Source organism: Rhodococcus sp. 27YEA15 (genome assembly GCF_049739425.1).
GTDB lineage: Bacteria > Actinomycetota > Actinomycetes > Mycobacteriales > Mycobacteriaceae > Rhodococcus_F.
The window spans coordinates 779,126-802,086 of sequence record NZ_JBMHHW010000001.1 but is presented as its reverse complement, the minus strand read 5'-3'; the positions used below and the strand labels follow the sequence as shown (position 1 = coordinate 802,086).

Sequence of the window (22,961 nt, the reverse complement as noted above, 5' to 3'; positions counted from 1 at the left end):
GTCAGGAAGCGATTGCGGCGCTCTCGCGCAGACTGCGGCCGGTGAGGGTGAGGAACACGTCGTCGAGGGTCGGACGCGTCAGATCGACGGCCAGCGCGCGAGCACCCCGCGCATCGCATTCGCGCAACCACACCGGAAGCGTCGAATCACCGTCACTCGCACGGACATTCACGTTCACCCCGTCGACGACGACGTCACGGACCGTGACCAGCCGGCGGGCCACCGACGCCGCGATCGCGGCGTGCTCGGGGCAGTCGAATGCCAGCGCGATCAGATCCCCGGCCAGATCGTCCTTGAGCGCACCAGCGGTGTTGTCGGCGATGACGGCCCCCTCGTCGATCACGATCACCCGCTGCGCCATCGAATCGGCTTCGTCGAGATAGTGCGTGGTGAGCACGATGGTCGTGCCCATGTCCCAGCGCAGACGAAGGATGTGATCCCACAGGTTGGCCCGGCTCTGCGGATCCATCCCCGTCGTCGGCTCGTCGAGGAACAGCAGGGGCGGTCGGTGCATCAGTCCGAGCGCGATGTCGAGTCGCCGCCGCTGCCCACCGGAGAGGGTGCCGACCTTGCGCGTGGCCAGGTCGGTGAGATCGAGTACCTCGAGGAGCTCATCGGCACGAATGCGCGAATCGTTCTTGGGCATCGAATAGCACAAACCCTGGGTGACCAGCTCATCTCGAACTCGCTGGTTGTGGCCGGCGCCGTTGCCCTGTCCGACGTAGCCAAGGCGCGAGCGCACCTCGTTTCGCGCCGTCGTCACGTCGAGGCCGCCGATCCGTGCACTGCCAGAGGTGGGCGCGAGCAGAGTCGTCAACACGCGTAGCGTCGTCGACTTTCCCGCCCCGTTCGGCCCCAGCAGCGCTACCAGTTCACCCTCGGCGACCTCGAAACTCACACCGTTGACCGCCTTCACGATCTTCTTCCCCTGCGTGAAATGCTTGGTGAGCGCCTTCGTCTCGATCATCGGTCCGCGATTGTTCGGACTCATCACATGTCCCCCTCGATTGATCGACCGGATTGGATGCGATCAACCTAAAACCGATCGAGGACCGTTACGGTCCTCGATCTCTGGAAAACTCGCATGCATGTTGGAGACATCGGCACGTCTACTACGATTGCTGTCGCTACTGCAGACCCGAAAAGACTGGTCTGGAGCCGAGCTCGCGGACAAACTCGCCATCACCCCACGCACCGTCCGCCGCGACGTCGACCGCCTACGCGAACTCGGCTATCCGGTGGACGCGACAGTCGGCGTCGGCGGCGGATACCGGCTCGGGGCGGGCGCCGAGATGCCCCCGCTCCAACTCGACGACGAGGAAGTGCTCGCAGTCGCACTGTCCCTGCAATCCGGGGCAACCGGATCGGTGGTCGGAATCGGCGATGCCTCGCTGCGCGCCCTGTCGAAACTCCGGCAGATCATGCCGTCCCGGCTCCGACATCGCCTCGAATCCCTGCAAATCGACGTGGTGCAACGCGCCCCGGCCGACAGCGCCGTGGATGCCGGCGTCCTGTCCGCCATCGCGTCGGTGTGCCACAGGCACGAGCGGTTGAGATTCGACTACAGCACCCACGACGGAACAGCGAGCCGTCGTGAAGTGGAGCCGTACCGCCTGGTGCGCTCCGGAGTTCGGTGGTACTTGGTGGCCTGGGATCTGTCCCGCGAGGACTGGCGATCATTTCGCGTCGACCGCCTGGAACCCAAGATCCCCACCGGTCCACGATTCCTGCCGCGCGACCTACCGCCAGGCGGCGCAGCCGAATTCGTCTCTCGCGGCGTTACTCGTCTCCGCACCTCGACGCAGGCGACGATTCTGCTTCACGCCCCCATCGAGCAGATTGCGCCGATGATGAGCGAGCGGTGGGGCACGATCGAGTCCGCGGGCGACGATCGTTGCGTCATAGTGCTTTCCGGAACTACGCTACGGTCGATTGCGCAATGGATCAGAGTTTTCGACGTCGACTTCACCGTGGTCGATCCGCCCGAACTGCGCGATGAATGCCGAAGCCTCGGGAGCGAGTACTCCGTGACCGTCCGGCGCTATCTCGGTGCCTGACAGCATATTTCACATGCGGTGCCTGATCACATGTTTCACATGCAGCGAGGCCCCCGTTCCGAAGAACGGGGGCCTCGCCGAGTACGTCAGTTGTCGGTTACCCGACTGCAATGACGACTTAGATCAGGGTGACGCCGGTAGCCTGCGGGCCCTTGTTGCCCTGGCCGATTTCGAACGCTACGCGCTGGTTCTCCTCGAGCGTGCGGAAACCGCCACTCTGGATCTCGGAGTAGTGAACGAAGACGTCAGCACTGCCGTCTTCGGGAGCGATGAAGCCGAACCCCTTCTCGGAGTTGAACCACTTCACGATGCCCTCTGCCATGTAAATCTCCTCTAACACAGTGTCAACAGGCAGTCGGTTCGACCGCCCGGGTCACTTACTACGACCGTTCTGAGACAAATCCGTGGAGGATGTCCAAACGCTCGCAACCTAACTATTTGCGAGCGTGGAACCACAAACACAAACACTTACGACCACCACAAGTAGACCACAGAAACGCATTCTTGTCTTCCCGTGGGCACCCGCGCGCCACCGACCCGTTGACTTAGATACCCCTGGGGGGTACCTTGATTTCAGGAGATACCTACACCGGGTATCCGTACAATGAAGCTTCACCGACGAAGGGATCTGCGATGACCACCGCCGAATACACCGTGACCGGAATGACCTGCGGACACTGCGTCGGATCCGTCAAGGAAGAGATCGGCAACATCACCGGCGTGACCGCCGTCGACGTCGATCTGGCGAGCGGGCGCGTCGTCGTCACCAGCGATGCACCTGTAGCAGCAACCGACATCGTCGCGGCAGTCGACGAAGCCGGTTATCAAGTCGCACCCAGCTGAGTCTGCCGTGCGCACCTCGACAACACTCGCCGTCTACACCGCAGGGCTGGTCGCCGTTTTCGGCGCCGCTCTCGGTGTGGGCGCAGCTATCGGAAGCCCGACTGACATGTCCACAACTTCGCACAGCACCGAATCACACAGCAGTTCCGGATCACACAGCACACACCAGTCCATGCCAGGTGTGAACGCCGCCGCCCCAGCAGGGCTCGAAATTTCCGCACGTGGCTATACCCTCGACGAGATACGAGCGCCGGGCCGGGCAGCGGAACCGGGAACCCTGAGTTTCCGAATTCTGGACGCCGACAACGCGCCGGTCCGCCACTTCGACACACTGCACGAGAAGAAATTGCATCTCATCGTCGTCCGCAGCGATACCAGCCAATTCCGGCACGTACACCCCGCCCTCGCCGACGACGGCACCTGGTCGATCGATTGGGCGTGGCCCACCGCAGGCACCTACCGTGTCTTCGCCGACTTCGCCCCCACCGACGGCAATCAGCTCACTCTAGGCCGAAACGTCGACGTCGCAGGCGAATTGGAGCCGGCTCCTCTACCGCTGCAGTCGACCGCGTCGACCGTCGACGGCTACACCGTCACCCTGCACGGCGACCTGAGTGTTGCCGGTGGCCCACTCACACTGAGCGTGGCCCGCGACGGAGCACCGGTCACCGACCTCGACCCCTACCTCGGGGCATACGGCCACCTGGTCGCCCTGCGCACCGGTGACCTCGCCTACCTGCACGTTCACCCCGAAGGTGAGCCAGGGGACGGCGTCACCGCCGCCGGACCCGACATCTCATTCCACGCCCAGGCACCGAGCGAGGGAACCTATCGCCTCTTCCTCGATTTCCAGCACCGGGGTGTGGTGCACACCGCCGAGTTCACCGTCCCCGCAACAACTACCGCACCATCCGAGAAGCACGACGGAGGTCACTGATGACCACACCGACAGCAGCTACCGGTAGCGTCGAACTCGCCATCACGGGAATGACCTGCGCCTCGTGTGCCGCTCGAATCGAGAAGAAACTCAACAAGATCGACGGCGTCACCGCAACGGTCAACTACGCGACCGAGAAGGCGAAGGTCGCCTTCCCGGACACCGTTGCGATCGACGAACTGATCACCGCCGTCGAGAACGCGGGATACAGCGCCGCGCCGCCCGCACCACCAGTGGCCGAAACCGGCGGCGAGGCCGACGCCGAGACGCCATCGGACCGTGACCTCCGGGAACTTCGTACCCGACTGATCGTCTCGACGCTGCTGTCGGTACCGGTCATCGCCATGGCGATGATCCCGGCCCTCCAGTTCACCAACTGGCAGTGGATGTCTCTGACACTGGCGGCACCCGTCATCGTCTGGGCCGGCCTCCCGTTCCACCGTGCCGCGTGGGTGAACCTGCGCCACGGCGCCGCCACCATGGACACACTCATCTCCGTGGGCACCGTCGCCGCATTCGCGTGGTCGCTGTACGCCCTGTTCTTCGGCACCGCAGGCGAAGCCGGCATGAAACATGCCTTCACCTTCACCATCGACCGGATGGACGGATCCGCCAACATCTACCTCGAAGTCGCAGCGGGCGTCATCACGTTCGTCCTCGCCGGACGCTACTTCGAACACAAGTCCAAGCGAACCTCCGGGGCCGCGCTACGTGCGCTGATGGAACTCGGCGCCAAAGACGTCGCGGTCCTGCGCGACGGCGTCGAATTGCGGATACCCGCAGCCGAACTGGCCGCAGGCGATCACTTCGTCGTGCGTCCCGGCGAGAAAATCGCCACCGACGGCGTCGTCACCGACGGCCGCTCAGCCGTCGACCTGAGCATGCTGACCGGCGAATCCGTACCCGAAGAAGTCGGTATCGGTGATGCCGTCGTCGGCGCCACCGTCAACGTGGGCGGCACCCTCACCGTCGAGGCAACGCGCGTCGGCAACGACACCCAACTGGCACAGATGGCCGCGCTCGTCGAGGACGCCCAGAACGGCAAAGCCGAAGTGCAACGTCTCGCCGACCGTGTCGCCGGCATCTTCGTTCCCGTCGTCATCGCGATCGCCGTCGCCACCCTCGGCTACTGGCTCGGCAGCGGCAACCCGATCGAGACAGCCTTCACCGCCGCCGTCGCCGTCCTCATCATCGCCTGCCCCTGCGCCCTCGGACTGGCAACACCCACAGCGCTACTCGTCGGAACCGGCCGCGGAGCCCAGATGGGCATCCTCATCAAAGGCCCCGAAGTGCTGGAATCGACCCGCGCCGTCGACACCGTCGTCCTCGACAAGACCGGCACCATCACCACCGGCCGGATGACACTGCTCGATACCGTCGTCGCCGACGGCACCACCACCGACGAGGTACTGCGTCTGGCCGGGGCACTCGAGCACCGCTCCGAACACCCCATCGCCGCCGCCATCGCCACAGGCGCCGCCGAGGCAGTCGGGGAACTCCCCCCGGTCGAAGACTTCGTGAACGTGGCCGGACGCGGCGTGCAGGGCATGGTCGACGGTCACGCCGTCGTCGCCGGGCGGGACGCGCTGCTCGAAGACTGGTCGATGCATCTGCCCACCGAGTTGAGTGAGGCGAAGGCTGCCGCCGAAGCTGCCGGTCGCACCGCGATCTGCGTCGGCTGGGACGGGCGGGCACGCGGTGTCCTCGTCGTCGCCGACGCGATCAAGGCCACCAGCACCGAAGCGATCGCCGAGCTGAAGAAGCTCGGACTCGAACCGATTCTGTTGACCGGCGACAACGCCACCGTCGCCCGCACCGTCGCCGATCAGGTCGGCATCGACACCGTGTACGCGGAGGTCATGCCCTCCGACAAGGTCGACACCGTCAAGAAGCTGCAAGCCGAAGGGCGCGTGGTCGCCATGGTCGGTGACGGCGTCAACGACGCGGCCGCGCTGGCCCAAGCCGATCTCGGTCTGGCGATGGGCACCGGCACCGACGTCGCCATCGAAGCCGGCGACATCACCCTGGTGCGCGGCGATCTCCGCTCGGCCGCCGATGCAATTCGGCTCTCCCGTAAAACGCTGAAAACCATCAAGGGCAATCTTTTCTGGGCCTTCGCCTACAACACGGCAGCGATCCCGCTGGCCGCAGCCGGACTGCTCAACCCGATGCTCGCCGGCGCCGCCATGGCACTGAGCAGTGTGTTCGTGGTGAGCAACAGTCTGCGACTGCGGGCGTTCTCCTAGCGGCCTACGGCCCCTGTGCACCTTTTGGTAGTCGCTACTGCCAAAAGGCGCACAGGGGCTATGCCCCCGCCAACCTCACGAACGCCGCCGCATCGAGCATCTCACCACGCGTCTGCGGTTCGATACCGGCGGCGAGCAGACGCCGCTCCGCTTCCGCCGCCGACCCCGCCCAGCCGCTCAATGCGGCCCGTAACGTCTTGCGGCGCTGCGCGAAAGCCGCGTCGATCGCCGCGAACACCTGCTTACGATGCGTCTCGTCCATCGGCCACGGCGCCGCCGCATACCGGTCGATCCGCACCAGACCGGACTCCACCTTGGGCACCGGCCAGAACACGTTACGTCCCACGGCGCCGGCCCGGCGCACCTCACCGAAGAAGTTCGCCTTCACACTCGGAACCCCGTAGATCTTGCTCCCCGGATCCGCGGCCAGACGATCCGCGACCTCGGCCTGCACCATCACCAGCGCAGTGCGCAACGACGGCAACGACGCGAACAGATGCAACAGCACCGGCACCGCGACGTTGTACGGCAGGTTCGCCACCAACGCCGTCGGCTCCCCCGGAATCTGCGACGGCAGCACCCGCATCGCGTCGGCCTCCACCACTGTCAACCGGTCGGCCAGCTCAGGGGCACGCTCGGACACCGTCTTGGGCAGCCGGGCCGCCAGATTCGGATCGATCTCCACCGCGATGACCCGGTCCACCACGTCCATCAACGCCATCGTCAGCGAGCCGAGACCCGGCCCCACCTCGAGAACCACGTCGTCGCGGGTCACCCCGGCAGTGGTGACGATCCGGCGCACCGTGTTGGCGTCGTGAACGAAGTTCTGCCCCAACTGTTTCGTGGGGCGGACGCCGAATTCCTCGGCGAGAGCACGCACCTCGACCGGGCCGAGCAGCGCTGCCTGCCCACGCGGAGTTGCAGTGGATTCGGTGGGCTCGGGGCGGTGCGGTTCGGCGTCTGACACCAGTAGAACTTATCCCAGCCCGAGCCGACCCGAGCACGACGGCCATGCGCCCCAACCCTGGGTGCGCTGCGTTTGCGTCGCAATCGCGATCTGCTCCTCACGGGTCGCAAGGTCGGCGCGGGGTGCGTACTTCAGCCCGCCCTGACGTTCCCAGGTGTTCTGATCGAACTGAACACCACCGTAGAAACCGTTGCCCGTGTTGATCGCCCAGTTCCCGGTCGCCTCACACTGGGCCAACGCATCCCAGGTCGCGCCGTTCTCCACCGGCGGGACCTCGGTGCCGGGCTTGGTCCCCACCCGCACCACCTTCGGCTGCGCCGGTGTGGTGATTCTCTCCGACACCTGAGTGCGGCCGACCTCGACACCGTTGACCGTGTCCACGGCATACGTCACGTCCCGCACACCCGGCGCACCCGGACTCTCGACGACCGTTCGGCTCTGGTTCAACGTCGGATCCTCGATCCGCTCGTCCGCCGGTTCGAGTGGCAACGTCTGCACCGTGCTCACGGTCTTGTGACGCGTCACCGTGATCTCGAGGCCCTCGGTCATCGGCGTGCTCACGGCAGGCACCACGGTGTCGGTCCCGACCAGCGGCGTCCCGTTCGCGGCCAGGAACTCACCGACCGTCGGCGCGGCGCCACGCACCTCCGTCGCCTGCCCCGACCCGTCGAAGACCGTCGCCACCACCGGAGTCACGACGTCGAGCGCAGTCCCGTCGAGAGGAAGCCGCTGCGATCGTGACGCCGAGACGTGCACGTCCGCCGCCACGTCCAACTGTTTGAGCGCATCGTCGACGGTCAGCGCCGTCGTCCACACGGTCTGCGGCTGACCGTCCACCGTCAAGGTGATCTCACGTGCCCGCCGCAACACCACCGTGTCGCCGTTCGAGACCGACGAGCCGGTATCGGGCGCGACCGCGTCCCGCTCGCCGACGCTGTAACCGGCGTCGGCGAGCGCCCCGTCGACCGTGCCGGACATCGTACTGAGAACGATCTGCCTCCCGTCGACGTCCAGGGTGATCGTCTTGTGACGCAGCACCGCGAGTGTCCCACCGGCCACCAACGTCAACAGCAGCGCGGCGATCACCGAATACAGCAGCGGTGAACGGGTCGAGTTGATCCTGGTGAACGGGGACATCGGCTCCTGAGTTCTGTCTCGGGGCGGCTACGCGATCAGCGCAGGCCCAGTTTGCTGGTGCACGACGGCCAAGCGCCCCAGCCCTGACCTGCGCGCACCTTCTCGGCGACCGCTATCTGCTGCTCACGGGTAGCCAGATCGGCGCGGGCCGCGTATTGACCGCCACCGAACGCCTGCCAGGTGCTCTGCGAGAACTGCAGTCCGCCGTAGAAGCCGTTTCCGGTGTTGATCGACCAGTTCCCCGTCGCCTCGCACTGGGCGAGCGCATCCCACGTCGCACCGTTGGACACCGCCGGAGCGGACGGCTGCTTGGTTCCGACCTTCACGATCGCGGGCACCGGCTCGGTGACCACTGTCGCCGACAGTTCTGTTCGACCGGTCTCGACCCCGTTCACCGTCTTGACCTCGACGGTGGCCGCGCGCTCGCCCGGAACTCCGGGATTCTCGACAACCGTCTTGTTCTTCTCGAGTTCCGGATCGTCGACCTTGTTCTCCGGCGGAGCTATCGGCTGCGTCTCGACGAGCGTGTCCGTACGCTCCCGGGTGACCTCGATCATCAGACCGTCGAAAATCGGGGTGTCCGCGGACGGAACGACGGTGTCGGACTGCTCGAGCGGAGCTTTCCGCGCCGCGAGCAATTCCCCCACCGTCCTCGCCGCGAGCGTGACGTCCGCAACCGGAGCGCCGCCGTCGGCAACCGTGACCGTCTTGGGACTCACGAGATCGAGTTCGGTGCCGTCGAGCGGCAGTCGATGCGAACGTGACGCCGACACCGCGTAATCCTCGGACACGTCCAGATCCCGCAAGGCCTCGTCGACCGTCAACGCCGTGGTCCAGACCGTCTTGCGCTCCCCGTCCACGGTCAACGCCAGTTCCTTCGCCCGGCGCAGGACAACCGTGTCACCGTTGGACAGCGACGAGTCCAGGCTCGGGGCCACCGCGTCACGCTCGGTCACCGAGTAGCCGGCCTGGCCGAGTACCGAGCCGACATCCCTGGACATCGTGGACAGCGTGATCATGTCTCCGTCGACATCCACGGTGACCGTCTTGTGTTCGAGGACCGCGACGGTGCCACCGGCGCCGAGCGTCACCAACAGTCCGGCGACCGCCGAGTAGAGCAGGGGCGACTTCGAGGTGTTGATTTTGTCAAAATGCGGCACAGACAGATCCCAAGGCAGACGACGTTCGATCACAATACGGTAACGACAAGGAGCACATACGGCAACCAAACGGCCATAACGTGCGAGTTCGATCACGTATCGGCAACAGTGTCCGGGCCGTCGGTCGCAGATCCACCCTGTTACACGGACAGCGATCCCCGTCAGCAAGCAGTATGTTTCTCGTCTGATCACAACCAGTCGGGCGCCTGCAGCGCCCCGGAAGAAAGCTGGGCGAGAGTGCAGAAGAGATTCCACGCGTTGCGGCACCCACGGTGGCCGATCCTGACAATTCTGCTGGCGCTCGTCGCCGCACTGTTCGCCCCCGGGATCGCCACCGCGCAACCGACAAAGACCTACACGATCGCCACGGACCTGACGTTCGCCCCGTTCGAATTCGAAGACGCGAGCGGAAACCTCACCGGCATCGACATGGAACTGATCCGCGCCATCGGCAAGGACCAGGGTTTCGACGTGGACATCAAACAACTCGGTTTCGACGCCGCGTTGCAAGCCGTCCAAGCCGGGCAGGCCGACGGCGTCATCGCGGGCATGTCCATCACCGACCCCCGCAAGGCAGTGTTCGACTTCTCCGACCCGTACTTCGAGTCGGGCGTGCAGATGGCCGTTCTCGCAACCGACGACGACGTCACATCCTACGAGGACTTGCGAGGCAAACGAGTCGCCGTCAAGAACGGCACCGAAGGCGCGACCTTCGCCGAATCCATCAAGGACCAGTACGGATTCACCACCGTCTACTTCGCCGACTCCGCCAGCATGTACGACGAGGTGAAAACCGGAAACTCCGTAGCGGTGTTCGACGACTATCCGGTACTCGCCTACGGAATCACCCAGGGCAACGGCCTCAAAACCGTCACCGACAAGGAAGTCGGCGCCAGTTACGGATTTGCCGTCAACAAGGGCCAGAACGCCGAGCTACTCGAAAAATTCAACGCCGGGCTGAAGAATCTGCGTGACGACGGCACCTACGACGAGATCCTCTCGAAATTCCTGGGTCAAGGTGCCTCGACAGCCGACAACTCCATCATCGGACTGATCAAGAGCAGCTACCCACAACTACTCAAGGGCCTGTGGCTGACCGTCGTCCTGTCCGTGATCTCGATCGCGATAGCGCTGGTACTGGGCGCGATCTTCGGTATGTGCCGGGTCTCGACCAACATTTTCGTCCGCGGCATCGGCACCACGTACGTCGACATCTTCCGCGGCACCCCACTGCTGGTCCAGGCCTTCTTCATCTACTTCGGCATCCCGGCGGCACTGCACTTCCAGATGTCCGCGTTCACCGCAGGCATCATCACGCTCTCCCTCAACGCCGGCGCGTACATGGCCGAAATCGTTCGCGGCGGCATCCTGTCCGTCGACAAGGGCCAGATGGAAGCATCGCGCAGCCTCGGCATCAGCTACATGAAAACCATGCGGAAGGTCATCATGCCGCAGGCGATCCGCACCATGATCCCGTCGTACATCAATCAGTTCGTCATCACCCTCAAGGACACCTCGATCCTGTCCGTCATCGGACTCGCCGAGCTCACGCAGACCGGGCGCATCATCATCGCGCGCAACTTCCAGTCCTTCAACATGTGGCTGATCATCGGCGTCATGTACTTCATCATCATCATGGCGCTCACCAAGCTCTCCAACCGCCTCGAGAAGAGGATCAACAAGTGACCGAAACAGCCGTCAACACCAGCAAGTCCGCCCCCGAGGTGAAGGTGTCGGTCAAAGGCCTCAAGAAATCCTTCGGCGACAACGAAGTACTCAAAGGACTCGACGTCGACATCGCCAGCGGTGAAGTCGTCTGCGTCATCGGACCGTCCGGCTCTGGGAAATCGACCTTTCTGCGGTGCCTCAACCGCCTCGAGGACATCACCGCCGGATCGGTCCGGGTCGACCAGTTCGATCTCACCGACAAGAGCGTCGACATCGACAAGGTGCGACAGAGCATCGGGATGGTGTTCCAGCACTTCAATCTGTTCCCGCACATGAGCGTCGTCGAGAACGTGATGCTCGCCCCCGTCCAGACCGGGCGCTCCACCAAAGAATCCGCCCGTGAGATCGCGGTGAGACTGCTCGGACAGGTCGGCCTCGCCGAGAAAGCCGACGCGAAACCGGCCAGCCTGTCCGGTGGGCAGAAACAGCGCGTCGCCATCGCCCGCGCCCTGGCCATGAGCCCGGACATCATGCTCTTCGACGAGGCCACCAGCGCCCTCGATCCCGAAATGGTGGGTGAGGTCCTGCAGGTATTGCGCGACCTCGCGAAAGGCGGCATGACGATGGTCGTCGTCACCCACGAGATGGGATTCGCCCGCGAAGTGGCCGATCGGGTCATCTTCATGGCCGACGGATACATAGTCGAGGAAGGCGAACCGGAAGCGCTCTTCGGTAATCCACAGCAGCAGCGCACCCAGGATTTCCTGGCGAAGGTTCTCTAGGGGCTTCCCCCGGGTGCGCCTGTCCGGTAGCGCCGACTACCGGACAGGCGCACCAAGGCCGTACACCCGCTCCGCCGTCGCGGTCGAGGAGAGCGCCAGAGCCTGCGGATCCTCACCACGAATCTCGGCCAACGCCCGCACCGTGTACGGCAGGCAGTACGACTCGTTGGGTGCACCGCGGAACGGATGCGGTGTGAGGAACGGCGCGTCCGTCTCCACGATCAACTGTTCCGACGGAACCAGCGGCGCCGCGGCCCGCAGCGCCTTGGCGTTCTTGAAACTGACAGTTCCCGAAAAGCTCAGAACGTACCCGGCGTCGACGCATGCCCTGGCCATCTCCGCATCCGAGGAGAAGCAGTGGAACACCACGGTCTCCGGTGCACCCTCCTCGTGCAACACCCGCAACAGATCCTCGTCCGCGTCACGGTTGTGGATCATCAACGTCTTGCCGAGCCGCTTCGCGAGGTCGATGTGCCAACGGAAACCCGCGACCTGCTCGTCGATACTCGCGCAGCCGTCGAGTTTGCCGGGCCAGTAGAGATCGAGGCCCGTCTCCCCCACCGCGACGACGCGCGGATCGGCTGCCAACCGCTCGATCTCCGCCCGGGTGTCGGCGTCGAGCACGTTCGCCCGCGTCGGATGGATCGCCACAGCGGCGTACACCCGAGAATCCCAGTTCGCGGCGTCGACGGCAAAACGAGCCGAATCCAGATCATCGGCCACGGTGACCACTCGTCCGACGCCCACCGCTTCGGCACGGTCGACGATCTCGGTGACCGTCGACGCATCGTGGGCGCCGCACGCGTCGAGGTGCGTGTGGGCGTCGATCAGAGGTGTCAACGGTTCAGGGGCATCGGGGGCGGGGCGGTCTTTGCTCACGCCCGATAGAGTAAGCCCACCATGACTGTGCCTGCCTCCTCCCAGACCCCAGACTCCGTCGCCACGGATCGAGCGCCGTTCTACCTCACGACGGCAATCGCCTACCCGAACGGTGTCCCGCACATCGGCCACGCCTACGAGTACATCTCCTCGGACGCACTGGCCCGCTTCAAGCGACTCGACGGTCACGACGTCTTCTTCATGACGGGTACCGACGAGCACGGTCTGAAGATGCAGCAGACGGCAGCCAAGGAAGGCATCGACGTCCGCGAACTCGCGGCGCGCAACTCCGAGGTGTTCAAGAACCTCGACGAAATCCTCGACATCTCGTACGACCGTTTCATCCGTACCACCGACGCCGATCACCAAGTTGCCAGCAAGGCGATCTGGGAGAAGATGGCCGCGAACGGCGACATCTATCTCGACACCTACTCGGGCTGGTACTCCGTCCGCGACGAGGCCTTCTACACCGAGGCCGAGACGACGCTACAAGAAGACGGCACCCGCTTGTCCACCGACACGGGAACTCCGGTGGAGTGGACCGAAGAGTCCAACTACACGTTCCGACTCTCCGCCTACGAGGAGCGTCTGCTGGCCCTCTACGAGGAGCGCCCCGAGTTCATCGCACCCGCGACGCGTCGCAACGAGATCGTCAGTTTCGTCAAGGGCGGCCTCAAGGACCTGTCGATCTCGCGGACCACGTTCGACTGGGGCGTCGAGGTTCCCGGCGATCCGGACCACGTCATGTACGTCTGGGTCGACGCCCTCACCAACTATCTGACCGGCGTCGGGTATCCGAACGTCGATTCGGAGCAGTTCCGGAAGTTCTGGCCGGCCGCTCTGCACATCATCGGCAAGGACATCACCCGCTTCCACACCGTGTACTGGCCGGCCTTCCTGATGTCCGCCGGGATCGAACTACCCGAACGCGTCTTCGTCCACGGCTTCCTCTACAACAAGGGCGAGAAGATGTCGAAGTCGGTCGGCAACGTCGTCGACCCCGTGGCCATGGTCGAACGCTACGGTCTCGACGCCGTCCGCTTCTTCCTGCTTCGCGAAATCTCGTACGGCCAAGACGGCAGCTACAGCCACGAGGCGATCGTGACGCGCATGAACGCGGACCTGTCGAACGAACTCGGCAACCTCGCGCAGCGCTCGCTGACGATGGTGGCGAAGAACTGCGACGCCCAGGTACCCACCCCCGGCGAGTTCACCGAGGACGACCTGGCGATGTTGGCGTCCGCCGACGCACTTCTCGTGAAGTGCCGCAGCGAATTCGACGTGCAGGCACTACATCTCGCGCTCGAGGCGATCTGGGGAGTTCTGGGCGAGACCAACCGGTACTTCTCGAAGCAGGAGCCGTGGGTTCTGCGCAAGACCGATCCGGCCCGCATGGCGACAGTGCTGTACGTGACGCTCGAGGTGGTGCGCATCGTCGGTCTGCTGGTTCAGCCGGTCATGCCGGCTGCCGCGGCGAAGATCCTGGATCTTCTCGGCCAGGACGAGGACAGCCGCCAGTTCACCGATATCGCGGTCCGGATCGACGCCGGGCGGAAACTGCCTGCTCCGGCACCGGTTTTCCCACGCTTCGTCGAGGAGTGACACACCACGCGGGGTCCGTGACGGCTCGCCGGCGGCGAACGTGTCGGACCCCGCGTGCACACTCCCCCCATGACGGCGAATAGAACATACATTCGAACTGATGCTGCGGCGCAGACGATGCCATGGAACGGAGTCCGGGTGTCCCCACACGAGGTCAGTCCTCAATCCGTCAGTGCTGCGCGAGCCCTGGTCACAGAACTCGCCGCAGCCTTCGAGCGCGGCTGGCAACCGGCCGATCTGATCCACCTGGCCAGGCGCGGCAAGGAACCGTCGGACGTCGATCTCGCCGCTACCGCAATCCTGTTCGACGCCGGGGCATCCCGCTCACGCGAGCGCGCCCCCCGCGAGTGGGCGAGCCAAATTCAGGCGATCAGCGAGCAGTACGCCTCCTCCCGCACACTCGTATCTCGAATCACCTGGGACGACGACGCTTTCCGATCCTTGGCCGCCGGACTACTCTTCGAGGATCCGTACTTTCCGATCTCTCAGATCGGCGATCTGGCCCGGGCATGGTCGAAGCTCGCTCCCTGGACACTCTTGCTGCCACCCCCGTCGACCTGGCCGACGCAGCGAACGGAGAGCAGCTACGACGGAGCCGGCACCGAGGTCGACACCAAGGTACTCAACCGAATTCGTGGCCTACTGGCCAAGGCCGAGAGCACCGATTACGCCGAAGAAGCCGAGGTGTTCACGCAGAAGGCTCAGGAATTGATGACCCGGTACGCCGTGGATTCAGCTCTACTGCATCGACGGAGCGGCATCTCGGACACCACGGTGAACGCCCGCCGCATTCACCTGGACAACCCGTACGTCAAGGAGAAAGTGCACCTGCTGACCGAGATCGGTGATTCCAACCGCGTCCGCGTGGTCTGGTTCTCCGATCTCGCCACCGCTACCGCCGTCGGAACTCCGGTGGATCTGCAACAGGTGGACATGTTGTTCACATCGTTACTCGTCCAGGCTACTCGCGCAATGCAATTCGCGGATTCGAGCAATCGAGGCGGATCCCGAACCACGTCGTTCCGCAAAGGTTTCCTGGCCGGCTTCGCCAGTCGGATCGGCCACCGACTCCGCACCGCCGAGACGAAGGCAACCGCCGAGGCCGCCGAGGCCGCAGCGATGGCCGTCGCCGATCTGCTGCCCATACTGGCCACCACCTCCGAGGCAGTGGACGCCGAGTTCGAGCGCCTGTTCCCGACCACCCGCAAGTCCCGTGGACGATCCGTCGACGCCGAAGGCTGGCACGCCGGGCAGGCAGCCGCCGACGACGCGAGCCTTCGGTCCGGAGCGCGGCCGGTGCGGCGCTAGTCCTTCCGGGCGGCGAGAACGCTCTCGTACAGTTCACGTTTGGACACCCCTGCGGTGGCGACCACAGCGCAGGCATCCTTGAGCCGAGCGCCGTTCTCGACGAGCCGCTCCACCTCGTCGACCAGATCCGCCGGGTCCGAGGCCACGTGAACGGCTCCTTCGAGAACCACCGTGATCTCACCGCGCACGCCCTCGGCAGCCCAGGCCGCCAGTTCACCGAGGGTTCCGCGCTTGACCTCCTCGTACGTCTTGGTCAGCTCCCGGCACACCGCTGCTCGTCGGTCGGGGCCGAGAACATCGACGGCGTCGGCGAGGCAATCGGCCAGCCGGTGCGGAGCCTCGAAGAACACACAGGCACGCGGTTCGGTAGCCAGCGCAGACAACCACGTTTTGCGCTGCCCCTGTTTGCGCGGGGGAAACCCGTCGAAGCAGAACCGCTCGACGGGCAGCCCGGACAAAGCCAACGCGGTGGTCACCGCCGACGGCCCCGGAAGGCAGGTGACATGCAGATTCTCGGCCACACACGCGGAGACGAGCCGATATCCCGGATCACTGACCGACGGCATCCCGGCGTCGGTGACGAGGAGAACGGTTTTGCCGTCCGCGACGTCGGCGACCAGCGCCGGCAACCGCGCCACCTCCACCTGGTCGTAGAAACTGACGACCTTCCCGGTGATCGTGACATCCAGGGCGGAGGCCAGCGACTTGGTGCGCCGGGTGTCCTCCGCCGCCACGACGTCGGCGGTGGCGAGTGCCGAGCGCAGACGCGGCGACGCGTCACCGACATCTCCCATGGGTGTTGCGGCGAGTACCAAACGACCAGTCATACCCGACAGCCTACGATTGCCGAGTGACTGTGCAGACGGACGAGCGGCCGACGCCCGCCACGAGCGATCAGGTAGTGCGCAGTCCGGGACCGCTGGTGCCGGCCCCGGATTTCGGTCCGACGGACCGCTTCCGCGGATGGGTCGTCACCGCCGTCGTCACCGCGATAGCCGCGATCACCCGGTTCACGATGCTGGCGTACCCGACCGACGCGGGAACTCCTGTCTTCGACGAGAAACACTACGTCCCGCAAGGCTGGCAGGTTTTGACCGGTGGCGGCATCGAGGACAATCCAGGCTACGGCCTGGTGGTCCATCCGCCGGTCGGAAAGCAGATGATCGCCATCGGCGAAGCGATCTTCGGCTACAACGGTTGGGGGTGGCGATTCTCGTCGGCTCTCGTCGGAACCCTGATGGTGCTGCTGCTGATCCGCATCGTCCGCCGAATGACCAGGTCGACACTGATCGGCGCGATCGCGGGAATTCTGCTGATCGTCGACGGTGTGACGTTCGTGTCGTCGAGGCTGGGGATGCTCGACATCTTCCTGGCGTTCTTCGTCCTCGCCGCGATGGGATGCCTCGTCGTCGATCGAGATCAAGTTCGAGAGCGCATGGCTCGCGCGTATGCGGAAGGTCGGATCGGCGAGTCGCCCTGGGGACCACGCCTCGGTGTTCGGTGGTGGCGTTTCGGTGCCGGCGTACTCCTCGGCCTGGCCTGTGGCACCAAGTGGTCCGGCCTCTACTTCATCGTCTTCTTCGGGCTACTCAGCGTCGCGTTCGACGTCTCGGCTCGGCGGGCGTACCGCGTGCAGCGTCCATGGTTCGGGACGGCTCTTCGAGACATCGGCCCGGCACTCTACGCACTGGTGATCGTCCCGATCGTCGTCTACCTCGGCAGCTACTGGGCGTGGTTCGCCAGCGAGACCGGCGTGGACCGACATGCCGTCGGCAACGAGATCGGCACCGGCGGAACGTGGAGTTTCGTCCCGGCGGCCCTTCGCTCACTCTGGTATTACAGCGGCAACGTTCTCACGTTTCACGAAGGGCTGACGAACTCAGCCGGGAACCGTCACCCCTGGGAATCGAAGCCGTGGACCTGGCCGATGGGCCTGCGGCCGATGCTGTACTACTACGCCGACGGCGAGAACGTCACCGGATGTGGGGCGGCGAGCTGTGTCAAAGCCGTCATGCTCATCGGAACTCCCGCGATGTGGTGGCTGGCCTTACCCATGCTGGCGTGGGCGATCTGGCAGACCTTCGTGCGTCGAGACTGGCGGTACGCCGTCATGCTCACCGGCTACGGGGCTGCGTTCCTTCCATGGTTCGCGACGCTCGATCGACAGATGTACTTCTTCTACGCCGTAGCCCTGGCCCCGTTCATGGTGATGGGATTTGCGCTGATGCTCGGGGATGTGCTGGGTAAGGCGTCGGCGTCGATCGAGCGCCGCACGACGGGCCTGCTGGCGGTGAGTTTGTACGTGAGTCTGGTGGTGGCGAACTTCGTGTATTTGTGGCCGATTCTCACGGCCATGCCCATCACGCCGGATTCATGGCAGAGCCATCTGTGGCTACCTAGTTGGAAGTAAGCTCCATCAGGCCGGAACAGCTGCCCAACCGTTGCTCTTGCCGAGAATCCCGTCGATGCTGATACGTCCGGCTCCGAGCGCGGCGATCAGCAGCGATCCGACACCGAGGGCGAGTACCAATTCGTAGCCGCCTTCACCGACGAAGATCCCGTTGCCGGCGTGGGTGATGAAGAAGGCCCCGACCATGTCCAGGAACAGCAGCACTCCGACGAGCGGGGTGAGCAGCCCGACCAGCAGCAAGATTCCGCCGCCGAGTTCGACCGTAGCGGCGAGAACAGCGCTCACCTTGGGCACGGGCGCGCCCATGGCCTCGAACGACGCTTGAGTCCCGGCGATCTTGTAGGTGAAGAACTTCTGCCACCCGTGGGCAATGAAGATGATCCCGAGACCGACGCGGGCTACGAGTATTCCGAGGTCACGAACTATGGAGGAATTCATGCTCCCAGCCTGACAGCCTTAAGTTGAAGCGTCAACCTAAGGCTCGTGTCACGCGCCTCTCAACGCCGACGCCACCATGGCCTTGATCTCATCGTCGGAGTAACCCAGTGACCGCGCCCCGTTCACGAACGACGTTGCTGCCTGCTCGGCCCGCGCCTGCACCGGATCCGCCCCCGAGGCGATGAAGGTTCCCTGCTTTCCCCGCGTCACGATCACCCCCTGATCACTGAGCGCCCGGTACGCCTTCGCGACCGTATTGGCCGCCAGACCGAGCTCCGACGCCAACCCGCGCACCGTCGGAATCTTGGTGCCGGCGATCAAGCCGCCGCCATGCACCTGCTCGATAACCTGTTGCCGCAGTTGGTCGTACGGAGCAACGGTTGAATCGTGATCGATGACGATTTTCACTCTCGCCCCGATCCGCGAAAGAACTCGGCCGTCACAGCGCGCCGACCGCCTCCGCTATCGAACGAGGGCCCGAGGTGAGCACCAGGGTCTTCCCCACACTCGACGGGGCGTCGATCAACGCCTCGATCACCGCGGCCACGTCTGCGCGGGGAACGGAGCCGCGTGCAAGCGGCGGCTCGGACAACGACACCTCGCCGATCGGATCCTCGTCCGTCAGGGCGCCCGGGCGCACGATCGTCCAGTCCAACGCGGATCGCGCCCGCAGATCTTCCTCGGCGGCCGTCTTCGCCACCAGATAGGCAGCGAAGACCTCGTCCGTTCCGTCGGGGATCGGCTCCCCGGCGCCGATCGAGCCGATCTGGATGAAACGTCGAACACCTGCCTTCTCGGCCGCGTCGGCCACCAACACGGCACCGGCACGATCGACGGTGTCCTTCCGTGCGACTCCGCTGCCCGGACCGGCGCCGGCCGCGAAAACCACCACATCGGCGCCCTCGAGAACCTTCGCGAGTTCGTCCACCGTTGCCGATTCCAAATCGGTCACCACCGGATACGCACCCAACGTGCGCACCGCGCCCTCGTGTGCGCGATTCCGGATCAACGCCACCGGCCGATCACCGTGCCCGGCCAGCAGATAGATCAGATGCTGCGCGATCTTCCCGTGGCCGCCGGCGATCACCACTCGTCGCTCGCCCACACTGCGATGTTCGGTCATCAGTTTCTCCTCACACGTCGGTATCTCGAGTGCAGCACGACAGCGGGCGGCTTTGTTCCACCAGGTGACGCCGATGTCCGTGCTCCGAGGCACAATGACGAACATGGCCTCTGCAACCATCTTCCACAATCAGCGGTGCAACACGTCGCGGACCGTCCTGGGCATCATCCGGGACGCCGGTATCGAACCCACCGTCGTCAAATACCTCGACACCCCGCCCACCCGAGCGGAGCTGGAGAAACTGATCTCCGATGCCGGCTTGGTACCGAGCCAGGCCGTCCGTAAACGTGAGGCGGCATACAAGGAACTGGGGCTGGCCGACGCCTCCGAATCCGAGATCCTGGACGCGATGATCACCCACCCCATCCTCATCGAACGCCCGTTCGTCGTCACCGACAAGGGCACTGTACTGGCCCGACCTGCCGCCAAGGTCGACGACATTCTCTGAGCCCTCAGAGCGGATCGCGGGCAACCGGGCAGGACATGCACCGAGGACCGCCCCGACCAGAACCCAATTCCGAGCCCGCGATTCGTAGGACTTCTATTCCGGCAGCCTCGAGTCGCGCGTTCGTCTCCACATTGCGCTCGTAGGCCACCACCACACCCGGTTCGACTGCGAGGGTGTTGTTTCCGTCGTCCCACTGCTCTCGTTCTGCCGTGACGTTGTCGAGACCGGTGTCGATGACCCGCAGCTTGGCGATTCCCATCGCGTCCGCTGCTGCTTCGAGAAACGGTGCCGCTCCTCGAATGCTCACCCCGTCGTCGTCCTTGCGCACAGTGAACGCCGAGAGCGAATCCTGGATCGCCGGATACATCACCACCGCGTCGGCCTCGACCATCGTGCACACGGTGTCGAGGTGCATCGACGCGCGACGCTGCTCGATCGGCACGACCAGTACCGTGTGCGCAAGCCCGTCGTCGAACACACTTCGAGCCAAGGCCTCCGCTCCGGCCGGTGAGGTTCGCTCCCCGACGCCGATGGCGATCACCCCGGGTGCGAGCAACAACACGTCGCCTCCCTCGACCGGCGCGGTGTGCGACTCGTAGGCGCGGCGCACTCCCCGAAAGCGCGGATGGTGTGCGTAGACCAGATCGGTGATCGACGATTCCCGGGCCCGCGCCGACAACGCCAGTGACGTGATCACCACGCGCGGCCCCACCCAGAACGACGAATCCCGAGTGAACAGCAGATTGGGCAGCGGATCGATGGCGAAGTCGCCGCCGTGGTGCATCATCCGCACGAGGGAGGTCGAATGCGTATCGACCGGTAGTTCGTCGAACGTCATACCGGCGGTGAGGATCGACGACAGTTCGGTCGGCTCCACTTGGCGCAGATGAGCAGACAGATCCTGCGCCAGCGAGTGCCCGAGCTTGCGCGTGTCGACGGCAGCGGCAATACCTTGAATTCTCGCTGCACCACTGACCTGCAACGCCTGGGTCAGCAGCTCCGCCAGTAGCAGCACCTCGACGCCGCGCTCGCGGAGCACGGCCGCGAACCGGTCGTGCTCTTCCTGCGCTCGGTCGACCCATGGCAGCCCGTCGAACAGCAGTGCGTCGTTGTTCCGAGGAGTAAGGCGCTTGAGTTCGTCGTCCGGTCGGTGCAGGATCACAGATCTCAATCTGCCCACCTCTGAATCGACGCCGAGCGGTACCGAGTCGGGTGCAGTCATTCCTGAACATTAGTCCCGGCACTTGCAGGCAACATCCTGAGCGGTTCACTTTCTTCCGTCCCTGAAGATCATGTAGAAAAACAGACCAGCCGGCCGCCCTCAGTTATTTCCCCGGGAAGTGCGGAAAACTTGCGTTTTCGACAGAACAACCACATGTAGTGTCGTTGTCGGATATGTTGAACTACAGCAACTAACGTACCGATCGTCCGGGATTTAACCCGCGAGTGATATTTCACTTCTTCAATTATTACCGCTGCTCATTGACTAACCAGACCAACTAAAGACTTTGGTCCCTTATCGGCGAGACTTAATACCCTGGCCTGCCTCCAGCTACCTACTTGAGCAGCTTCGAGAATTGATTGTTAGCTAGCTGCATTACATATTCGTACGGCAACGAAAACTTCCGTGCCCACCAATACCCGAAGCGGATATCTCCCGATGTGTACACGAGGTACCGACCCTTGTCGATACCTCGCACAATGCACTCTGCGACTTTTTCGGGCGAAACGGCACGCCTCTCGAAGCGGCCGACAAGCTTCTGCACCCGGGGGTCGTTCCGGTCGATTCCGGCGATCTCGACGGTGCCGACCAGCGGAGTCCGCACTCCGCCGGGCACAACCAGGCTGACACCGATGCCATGCCGCTTGAGATCGAAGCGCAATACTTCCGACACACCCCTGAGCCCGAACTTGCTGGCGCTGTACGCAGCGTGCCACGGCAAGGCCAACAGGCCGGCGGCCGACGACACATTGACAAGATGACCCCCACGACCAGCACGGATCATCGGCGGAATAAAAACTTCCATGATGTGAATAGGGCCCATCAGATTGACGTCCACCATCGCTTTCCACTGGCGATGTTCGAGGTTCTCGATAGTGCCCCAAGCCGAAATACCGGCAATGTTCATGACGATGTCCATCGACGCAAATCGGCCGTGAACATCAGCCCCGAATTGGACGACACGGTCGTAGTCCGAAACGTCGAATGCGTCGGCGACACTCACCGTTCCGCCGCTCGCTCGTACCAAGTCCACCGTTTCCGCCAGCGACACGTCGTTGACATCGGTAAGGAAAAGATCCGCGCCCACATTCGCAGCCAGAAGGGCCGTCGCTCGGCCGATTCCACTCCCAGCCCCCGTGATCAGGCACTTCTTGCCAGTTAGAGATCGCGAAGGTATCTTTCGTGCACTCCGCCGGTCTGACTTGGTCGACATGGCGCGAGTCTACGCACGCCGAATACCCTCCGGACCAAGTTCGACCGGCAGGTCTGCGCGGATCACTCAGAGTCGGTGCGACATCGCATCCTGATATTCCCGGACTGTGCGGTCCAAACCGTCGGCCATGGCGAGGTCACCGCGCTTGCGGGCGGAATCCGCCCGATCGGTGATCTCCCGGATCGCGCGTCGTAGCTCCGCATCACTCATTACGTGTTTCATGTCACAATTTTGCTCTCGTCGGGTCACATCCGCCACCCCGCGAAACGCCACATAAGTCTGGTGACCGAACCAATCCGGGCGGGAACGCATCTCGGCAGCGGCCCGGCCGGTCGATCTCGCCACACCCTGCGCGGGAGCACTTGAACTGGGCTTTTCGGATAAGAACGGACGGCCAAAACCGGGCTACCGGATAGCTAATACAGGAAAAACCGGAAACAAGTTTGTTATCCGTCCCATTAGCCGAGTTCTGGAAGGTACGAAAGAAGGCCAGTACACGGTAGATATTTCTTTCGGATACA

General features: G+C 64.2%; 23 protein-coding genes. 10 read left to right on the top strand and 13 right to left on the bottom strand.

The window, feature by feature from the left end; genetic code table 11:
• Position 1: 1 nt before the first annotated feature.
• The gene (locus ABH922_RS03765) at positions 2-991 is read right to left on the bottom strand and encodes an ABC transporter ATP-binding protein (RefSeq protein ID WP_424805653.1); all 990 of its coding nucleotides are present in this window, start codon (positions 989-991) and stop codon (positions 2-4) included.
• A 97-nt stretch (positions 992-1,088) separates the two neighbouring features.
• Here ABH922_RS03765 and ABH922_RS03760 point away from each other — a divergent pair, with 97 nt between their 5' ends.
• Positions 1,089-2,057, top strand: a complete 969-nt coding sequence (locus ABH922_RS03760; protein WP_424805652.1) for a helix-turn-helix transcriptional regulator — start codon at positions 1,089-1,091, stop codon at positions 2,055-2,057.
• Between the two features lie 118 nt (positions 2,058-2,175).
• Here the strand turns inward: ABH922_RS03760 and ABH922_RS03755 are convergent, their stop codons facing one another.
• Positions 2,176-2,379: a cold-shock protein gene (locus tag ABH922_RS03755; RefSeq protein WP_072689769.1), complete on the bottom strand. Its 204-nt coding sequence runs from the start codon at positions 2,377-2,379 to the stop codon at positions 2,176-2,178.
• Between the two features lie 311 nt (positions 2,380-2,690).
• On the opposite strand from ABH922_RS03755, the gene ABH922_RS03750 reads away from it, so the two are divergent.
• The 3 genes from ABH922_RS03750 to ABH922_RS03740 are packed head-to-tail and all read left to right on the top strand — an operon-like array spanning position 2,691 to position 6,083.
• Entirely contained in the window at positions 2,691-2,900 is a 210-nt protein-coding gene (locus ABH922_RS03750; RefSeq protein ID WP_424805651.1) for a heavy-metal-associated domain-containing protein, read from the top strand.
• Between the two features lie 7 nt (positions 2,901-2,907).
• Positions 2,908-3,837 carry a hypothetical protein gene (locus ABH922_RS03745; protein WP_424805650.1) on the top strand — a complete coding sequence of 310 codons (930 nt, stop codon included), beginning with the start codon at positions 2,908-2,910 and terminating at the stop codon, positions 3,835-3,837.
• On the top strand, positions 3,837-6,083 hold the full coding sequence (locus ABH922_RS03740; protein WP_424805649.1) for a heavy metal translocating P-type ATPase: 2,247 nt from the start codon (positions 3,837-3,839) through the stop codon (positions 6,081-6,083). The genes ABH922_RS03745 and ABH922_RS03740 overlap by 1 nt, the downstream gene beginning before the upstream one ends.
• Before the next feature lie 58 nt (positions 6,084-6,141).
• Here ABH922_RS03740 and rsmA read toward each other — a convergent pair whose 3' ends face one another.
• Genes rsmA through ABH922_RS03725 form a run of 3 tightly spaced genes read right to left on the bottom strand, consistent with a single transcriptional unit; the run spans position 6,142 to position 9,347 of the window.
• Positions 6,142-7,050, bottom strand: coding sequence for a 16S rRNA (adenine(1518)-N(6)/adenine(1519)-N(6))-dimethyltransferase RsmA (rsmA, locus tag ABH922_RS03735; RefSeq protein ID WP_424805648.1), 909 nt, complete (start codon positions 7,048-7,050; stop codon positions 6,142-6,144).
• Positions 7,051-7,059: 9 nt separating this feature from the next.
• Complete coding sequence (locus ABH922_RS03730; protein WP_424805647.1) at positions 7,060-8,187, bottom strand: transglycosylase family protein; 1,128 nt, start codon at positions 8,185-8,187, stop codon at positions 7,060-7,062.
• A gap of 35 nt (positions 8,188-8,222) precedes the next feature.
• Complete coding sequence (locus tag ABH922_RS03725; RefSeq protein ID WP_424805646.1) at positions 8,223-9,347, bottom strand: transglycosylase family protein; 1,125 nt, start codon at positions 9,345-9,347, stop codon at positions 8,223-8,225.
• A gap of 291 nt (positions 9,348-9,638) precedes the next feature.
• Here ABH922_RS03725 and ABH922_RS03720 point away from each other — a divergent pair, with 291 nt between their 5' ends.
• Positions 9,639-11,033 (top strand): amino acid ABC transporter substrate-binding protein/permease, encoded by a 1,395-nt coding sequence (locus tag ABH922_RS03720; protein WP_424809552.1) that lies wholly within the window; start codon positions 9,639-9,641, stop codon positions 11,031-11,033.
• Positions 11,030-11,797 carry an amino acid ABC transporter ATP-binding protein gene (locus ABH922_RS03715; protein ID WP_424805645.1) on the top strand — a complete coding sequence of 256 codons (768 nt, stop codon included), beginning with the start codon at positions 11,030-11,032 and terminating at the stop codon, positions 11,795-11,797. The genes ABH922_RS03720 and ABH922_RS03715 overlap by 4 nt, the downstream gene beginning before the upstream one ends.
• A gap of 36 nt (positions 11,798-11,833) precedes the next feature.
• Here ABH922_RS03715 and ABH922_RS03710 read toward each other — a convergent pair whose 3' ends face one another.
• A complete protein-coding gene (locus tag ABH922_RS03710) occupies positions 11,834-12,676 on the bottom strand; it encodes a TatD family hydrolase (protein ID WP_424805644.1) in 843 nt (280 codons plus the stop codon).
• A 21-nt stretch (positions 12,677-12,697) separates the two neighbouring features.
• On the opposite strand from ABH922_RS03710, the gene metG reads away from it, so the two are divergent.
• Positions 12,698-14,278, top strand: coding sequence for a methionine--tRNA ligase (gene metG / locus ABH922_RS03705; protein ID WP_424805643.1), 1,581 nt, complete (start codon positions 12,698-12,700; stop codon positions 14,276-14,278).
• A gap of 138 nt (positions 14,279-14,416) precedes the next feature.
• Complete coding sequence (locus tag ABH922_RS03700) at positions 14,417-15,586, top strand: DUF2786 domain-containing protein (protein WP_424805642.1); 1,170 nt, start codon at positions 14,417-14,419, stop codon at positions 15,584-15,586.
• Here the strand turns inward: ABH922_RS03700 and rsmI are convergent.
• Positions 15,583-16,413 (bottom strand): 16S rRNA (cytidine(1402)-2'-O)-methyltransferase, encoded by an 831-nt coding sequence (gene rsmI, locus ABH922_RS03695; RefSeq protein WP_424805641.1) that lies wholly within the window; start codon positions 16,411-16,413, stop codon positions 15,583-15,585. The two genes, ABH922_RS03700 and rsmI, sit on opposite strands and share 4 nt — an antisense overlap.
• Before the next feature lie 23 nt (positions 16,414-16,436).
• Here rsmI and ABH922_RS03690 point away from each other — a divergent pair, with 23 nt between their 5' ends.
• Positions 16,437-17,996, top strand: a complete 1,560-nt coding sequence (locus tag ABH922_RS03690) for a dolichyl-phosphate-mannose--protein mannosyltransferase (protein ID WP_424805640.1) — start codon at positions 16,437-16,439, stop codon at positions 17,994-17,996.
• Positions 17,997-18,002: 6 nt separating this feature from the next.
• Here ABH922_RS03690 and ABH922_RS03685 read toward each other — a convergent pair whose 3' ends face one another.
• The 3 genes from ABH922_RS03685 to ABH922_RS03675 are packed head-to-tail and all read right to left on the bottom strand — an operon-like array spanning position 18,003 to position 19,557.
• Positions 18,003-18,434 (bottom strand): DoxX family protein, encoded by a 432-nt coding sequence (locus ABH922_RS03685; RefSeq protein WP_424805639.1) that lies wholly within the window; start codon positions 18,432-18,434, stop codon positions 18,003-18,005.
• A gap of 48 nt (positions 18,435-18,482) precedes the next feature.
• Positions 18,483-18,842: a GntR family transcriptional regulator gene (locus ABH922_RS03680; RefSeq protein WP_424805638.1), complete on the bottom strand. Its 360-nt coding sequence runs from the start codon at positions 18,840-18,842 to the stop codon at positions 18,483-18,485.
• Positions 18,843-18,873: 31 nt separating this feature from the next.
• Complete coding sequence (locus ABH922_RS03675) at positions 18,874-19,557, bottom strand: SDR family oxidoreductase (RefSeq protein WP_424805637.1); 684 nt, start codon at positions 19,555-19,557, stop codon at positions 18,874-18,876.
• 94 nt (positions 19,558-19,651) lie between these two features.
• Here ABH922_RS03675 and arsC point away from each other — a divergent pair, with 94 nt between their 5' ends.
• Positions 19,652-20,005 (top strand): arsenate reductase (glutaredoxin), encoded by a 354-nt coding sequence (arsC, locus tag ABH922_RS03670; protein ID WP_424809551.1) that lies wholly within the window; start codon positions 19,652-19,654, stop codon positions 20,003-20,005.
• Between the two features lie 4 nt (positions 20,006-20,009).
• Here the strand turns inward: arsC and ABH922_RS03665 are convergent, their stop codons facing one another.
• The 3 genes from ABH922_RS03665 to ABH922_RS03655 form a co-directional block, all read right to left on the bottom strand.
• Positions 20,010-21,227, bottom strand: a complete 1,218-nt coding sequence (locus ABH922_RS03665; protein ID WP_424805636.1) for an arginine deiminase — start codon at positions 21,225-21,227, stop codon at positions 20,010-20,012.
• 334 nt (positions 21,228-21,561) lie between these two features.
• A complete protein-coding gene (locus tag ABH922_RS03660) occupies positions 21,562-22,404 on the bottom strand; it encodes an SDR family oxidoreductase (protein ID WP_424809550.1) in 843 nt (280 codons plus the stop codon).
• A 102-nt stretch (positions 22,405-22,506) separates the two neighbouring features.
• Positions 22,507-22,662 (bottom strand): hypothetical protein, encoded by a 156-nt coding sequence (locus tag ABH922_RS03655; RefSeq protein WP_424805635.1) that lies wholly within the window; start codon positions 22,660-22,662, stop codon positions 22,507-22,509.
• Between the last annotated feature and the right edge of the window lie 299 nt (positions 22,663-22,961).

Coding starts and splice junctions, on each gene's coding strand:
- ABH922_RS03765 (WP_424805653.1), bottom strand. CDS start 991: ATGAGTCCGAACAATCGCGGACCGATGATCGAGACGAAGGCGCTCACC.
- ABH922_RS03760 (WP_424805652.1), top strand. CDS start 1,089: ATGTTGGAGACATCGGCACGTCTACTACGATTGCTGTCGCTACTGCAG.
- ABH922_RS03755 (WP_072689769.1), bottom strand. CDS start 2,379: ATGGCAGAGGGCATCGTGAAGTGGTTCAACTCCGAGAAGGGGTTCGGC.
- ABH922_RS03750 (WP_424805651.1), top strand. CDS start 2,691: ATGACCACCGCCGAATACACCGTGACCGGAATGACCTGCGGACACTGC.
- ABH922_RS03740 (WP_424805649.1), top strand. CDS start 3,837: ATGACCACACCGACAGCAGCTACCGGTAGCGTCGAACTCGCCATCACG.
- ABH922_RS03730 (WP_424805647.1), bottom strand. CDS start 8,187: ATGTCCCCGTTCACCAGGATCAACTCGACCCGTTCACCGCTGCTGTAT.
- metG (WP_424805643.1), top strand. CDS start 12,698: ATGACTGTGCCTGCCTCCTCCCAGACCCCAGACTCCGTCGCCACGGAT.
- rsmI (WP_424805641.1), bottom strand. CDS start 16,413: ATGACTGGTCGTTTGGTACTCGCCGCAACACCCATGGGAGATGTCGGT.
- ABH922_RS03685 (WP_424805639.1), bottom strand. CDS start 18,434: ATGAATTCCTCCATAGTTCGTGACCTCGGAATACTCGTAGCCCGCGTC.
- ABH922_RS03675 (WP_424805637.1), bottom strand. CDS start 19,557: ATGACCGAACATCGCAGTGTGGGCGAGCGACGAGTGGTGATCGCCGGC.
- arsC (WP_424809551.1), top strand. CDS start 19,652: ATGACGAACATGGCCTCTGCAACCATCTTCCACAATCAGCGGTGCAAC.
- ABH922_RS03665 (WP_424805636.1), bottom strand. CDS start 21,227: ATGACTGCACCCGACTCGGTACCGCTCGGCGTCGATTCAGAGGTGGGC.
- ABH922_RS03655 (WP_424805635.1), bottom strand. CDS start 22,662: ATGAAACACGTAATGAGTGATGCGGAGCTACGACGCGCGATCCGGGAG.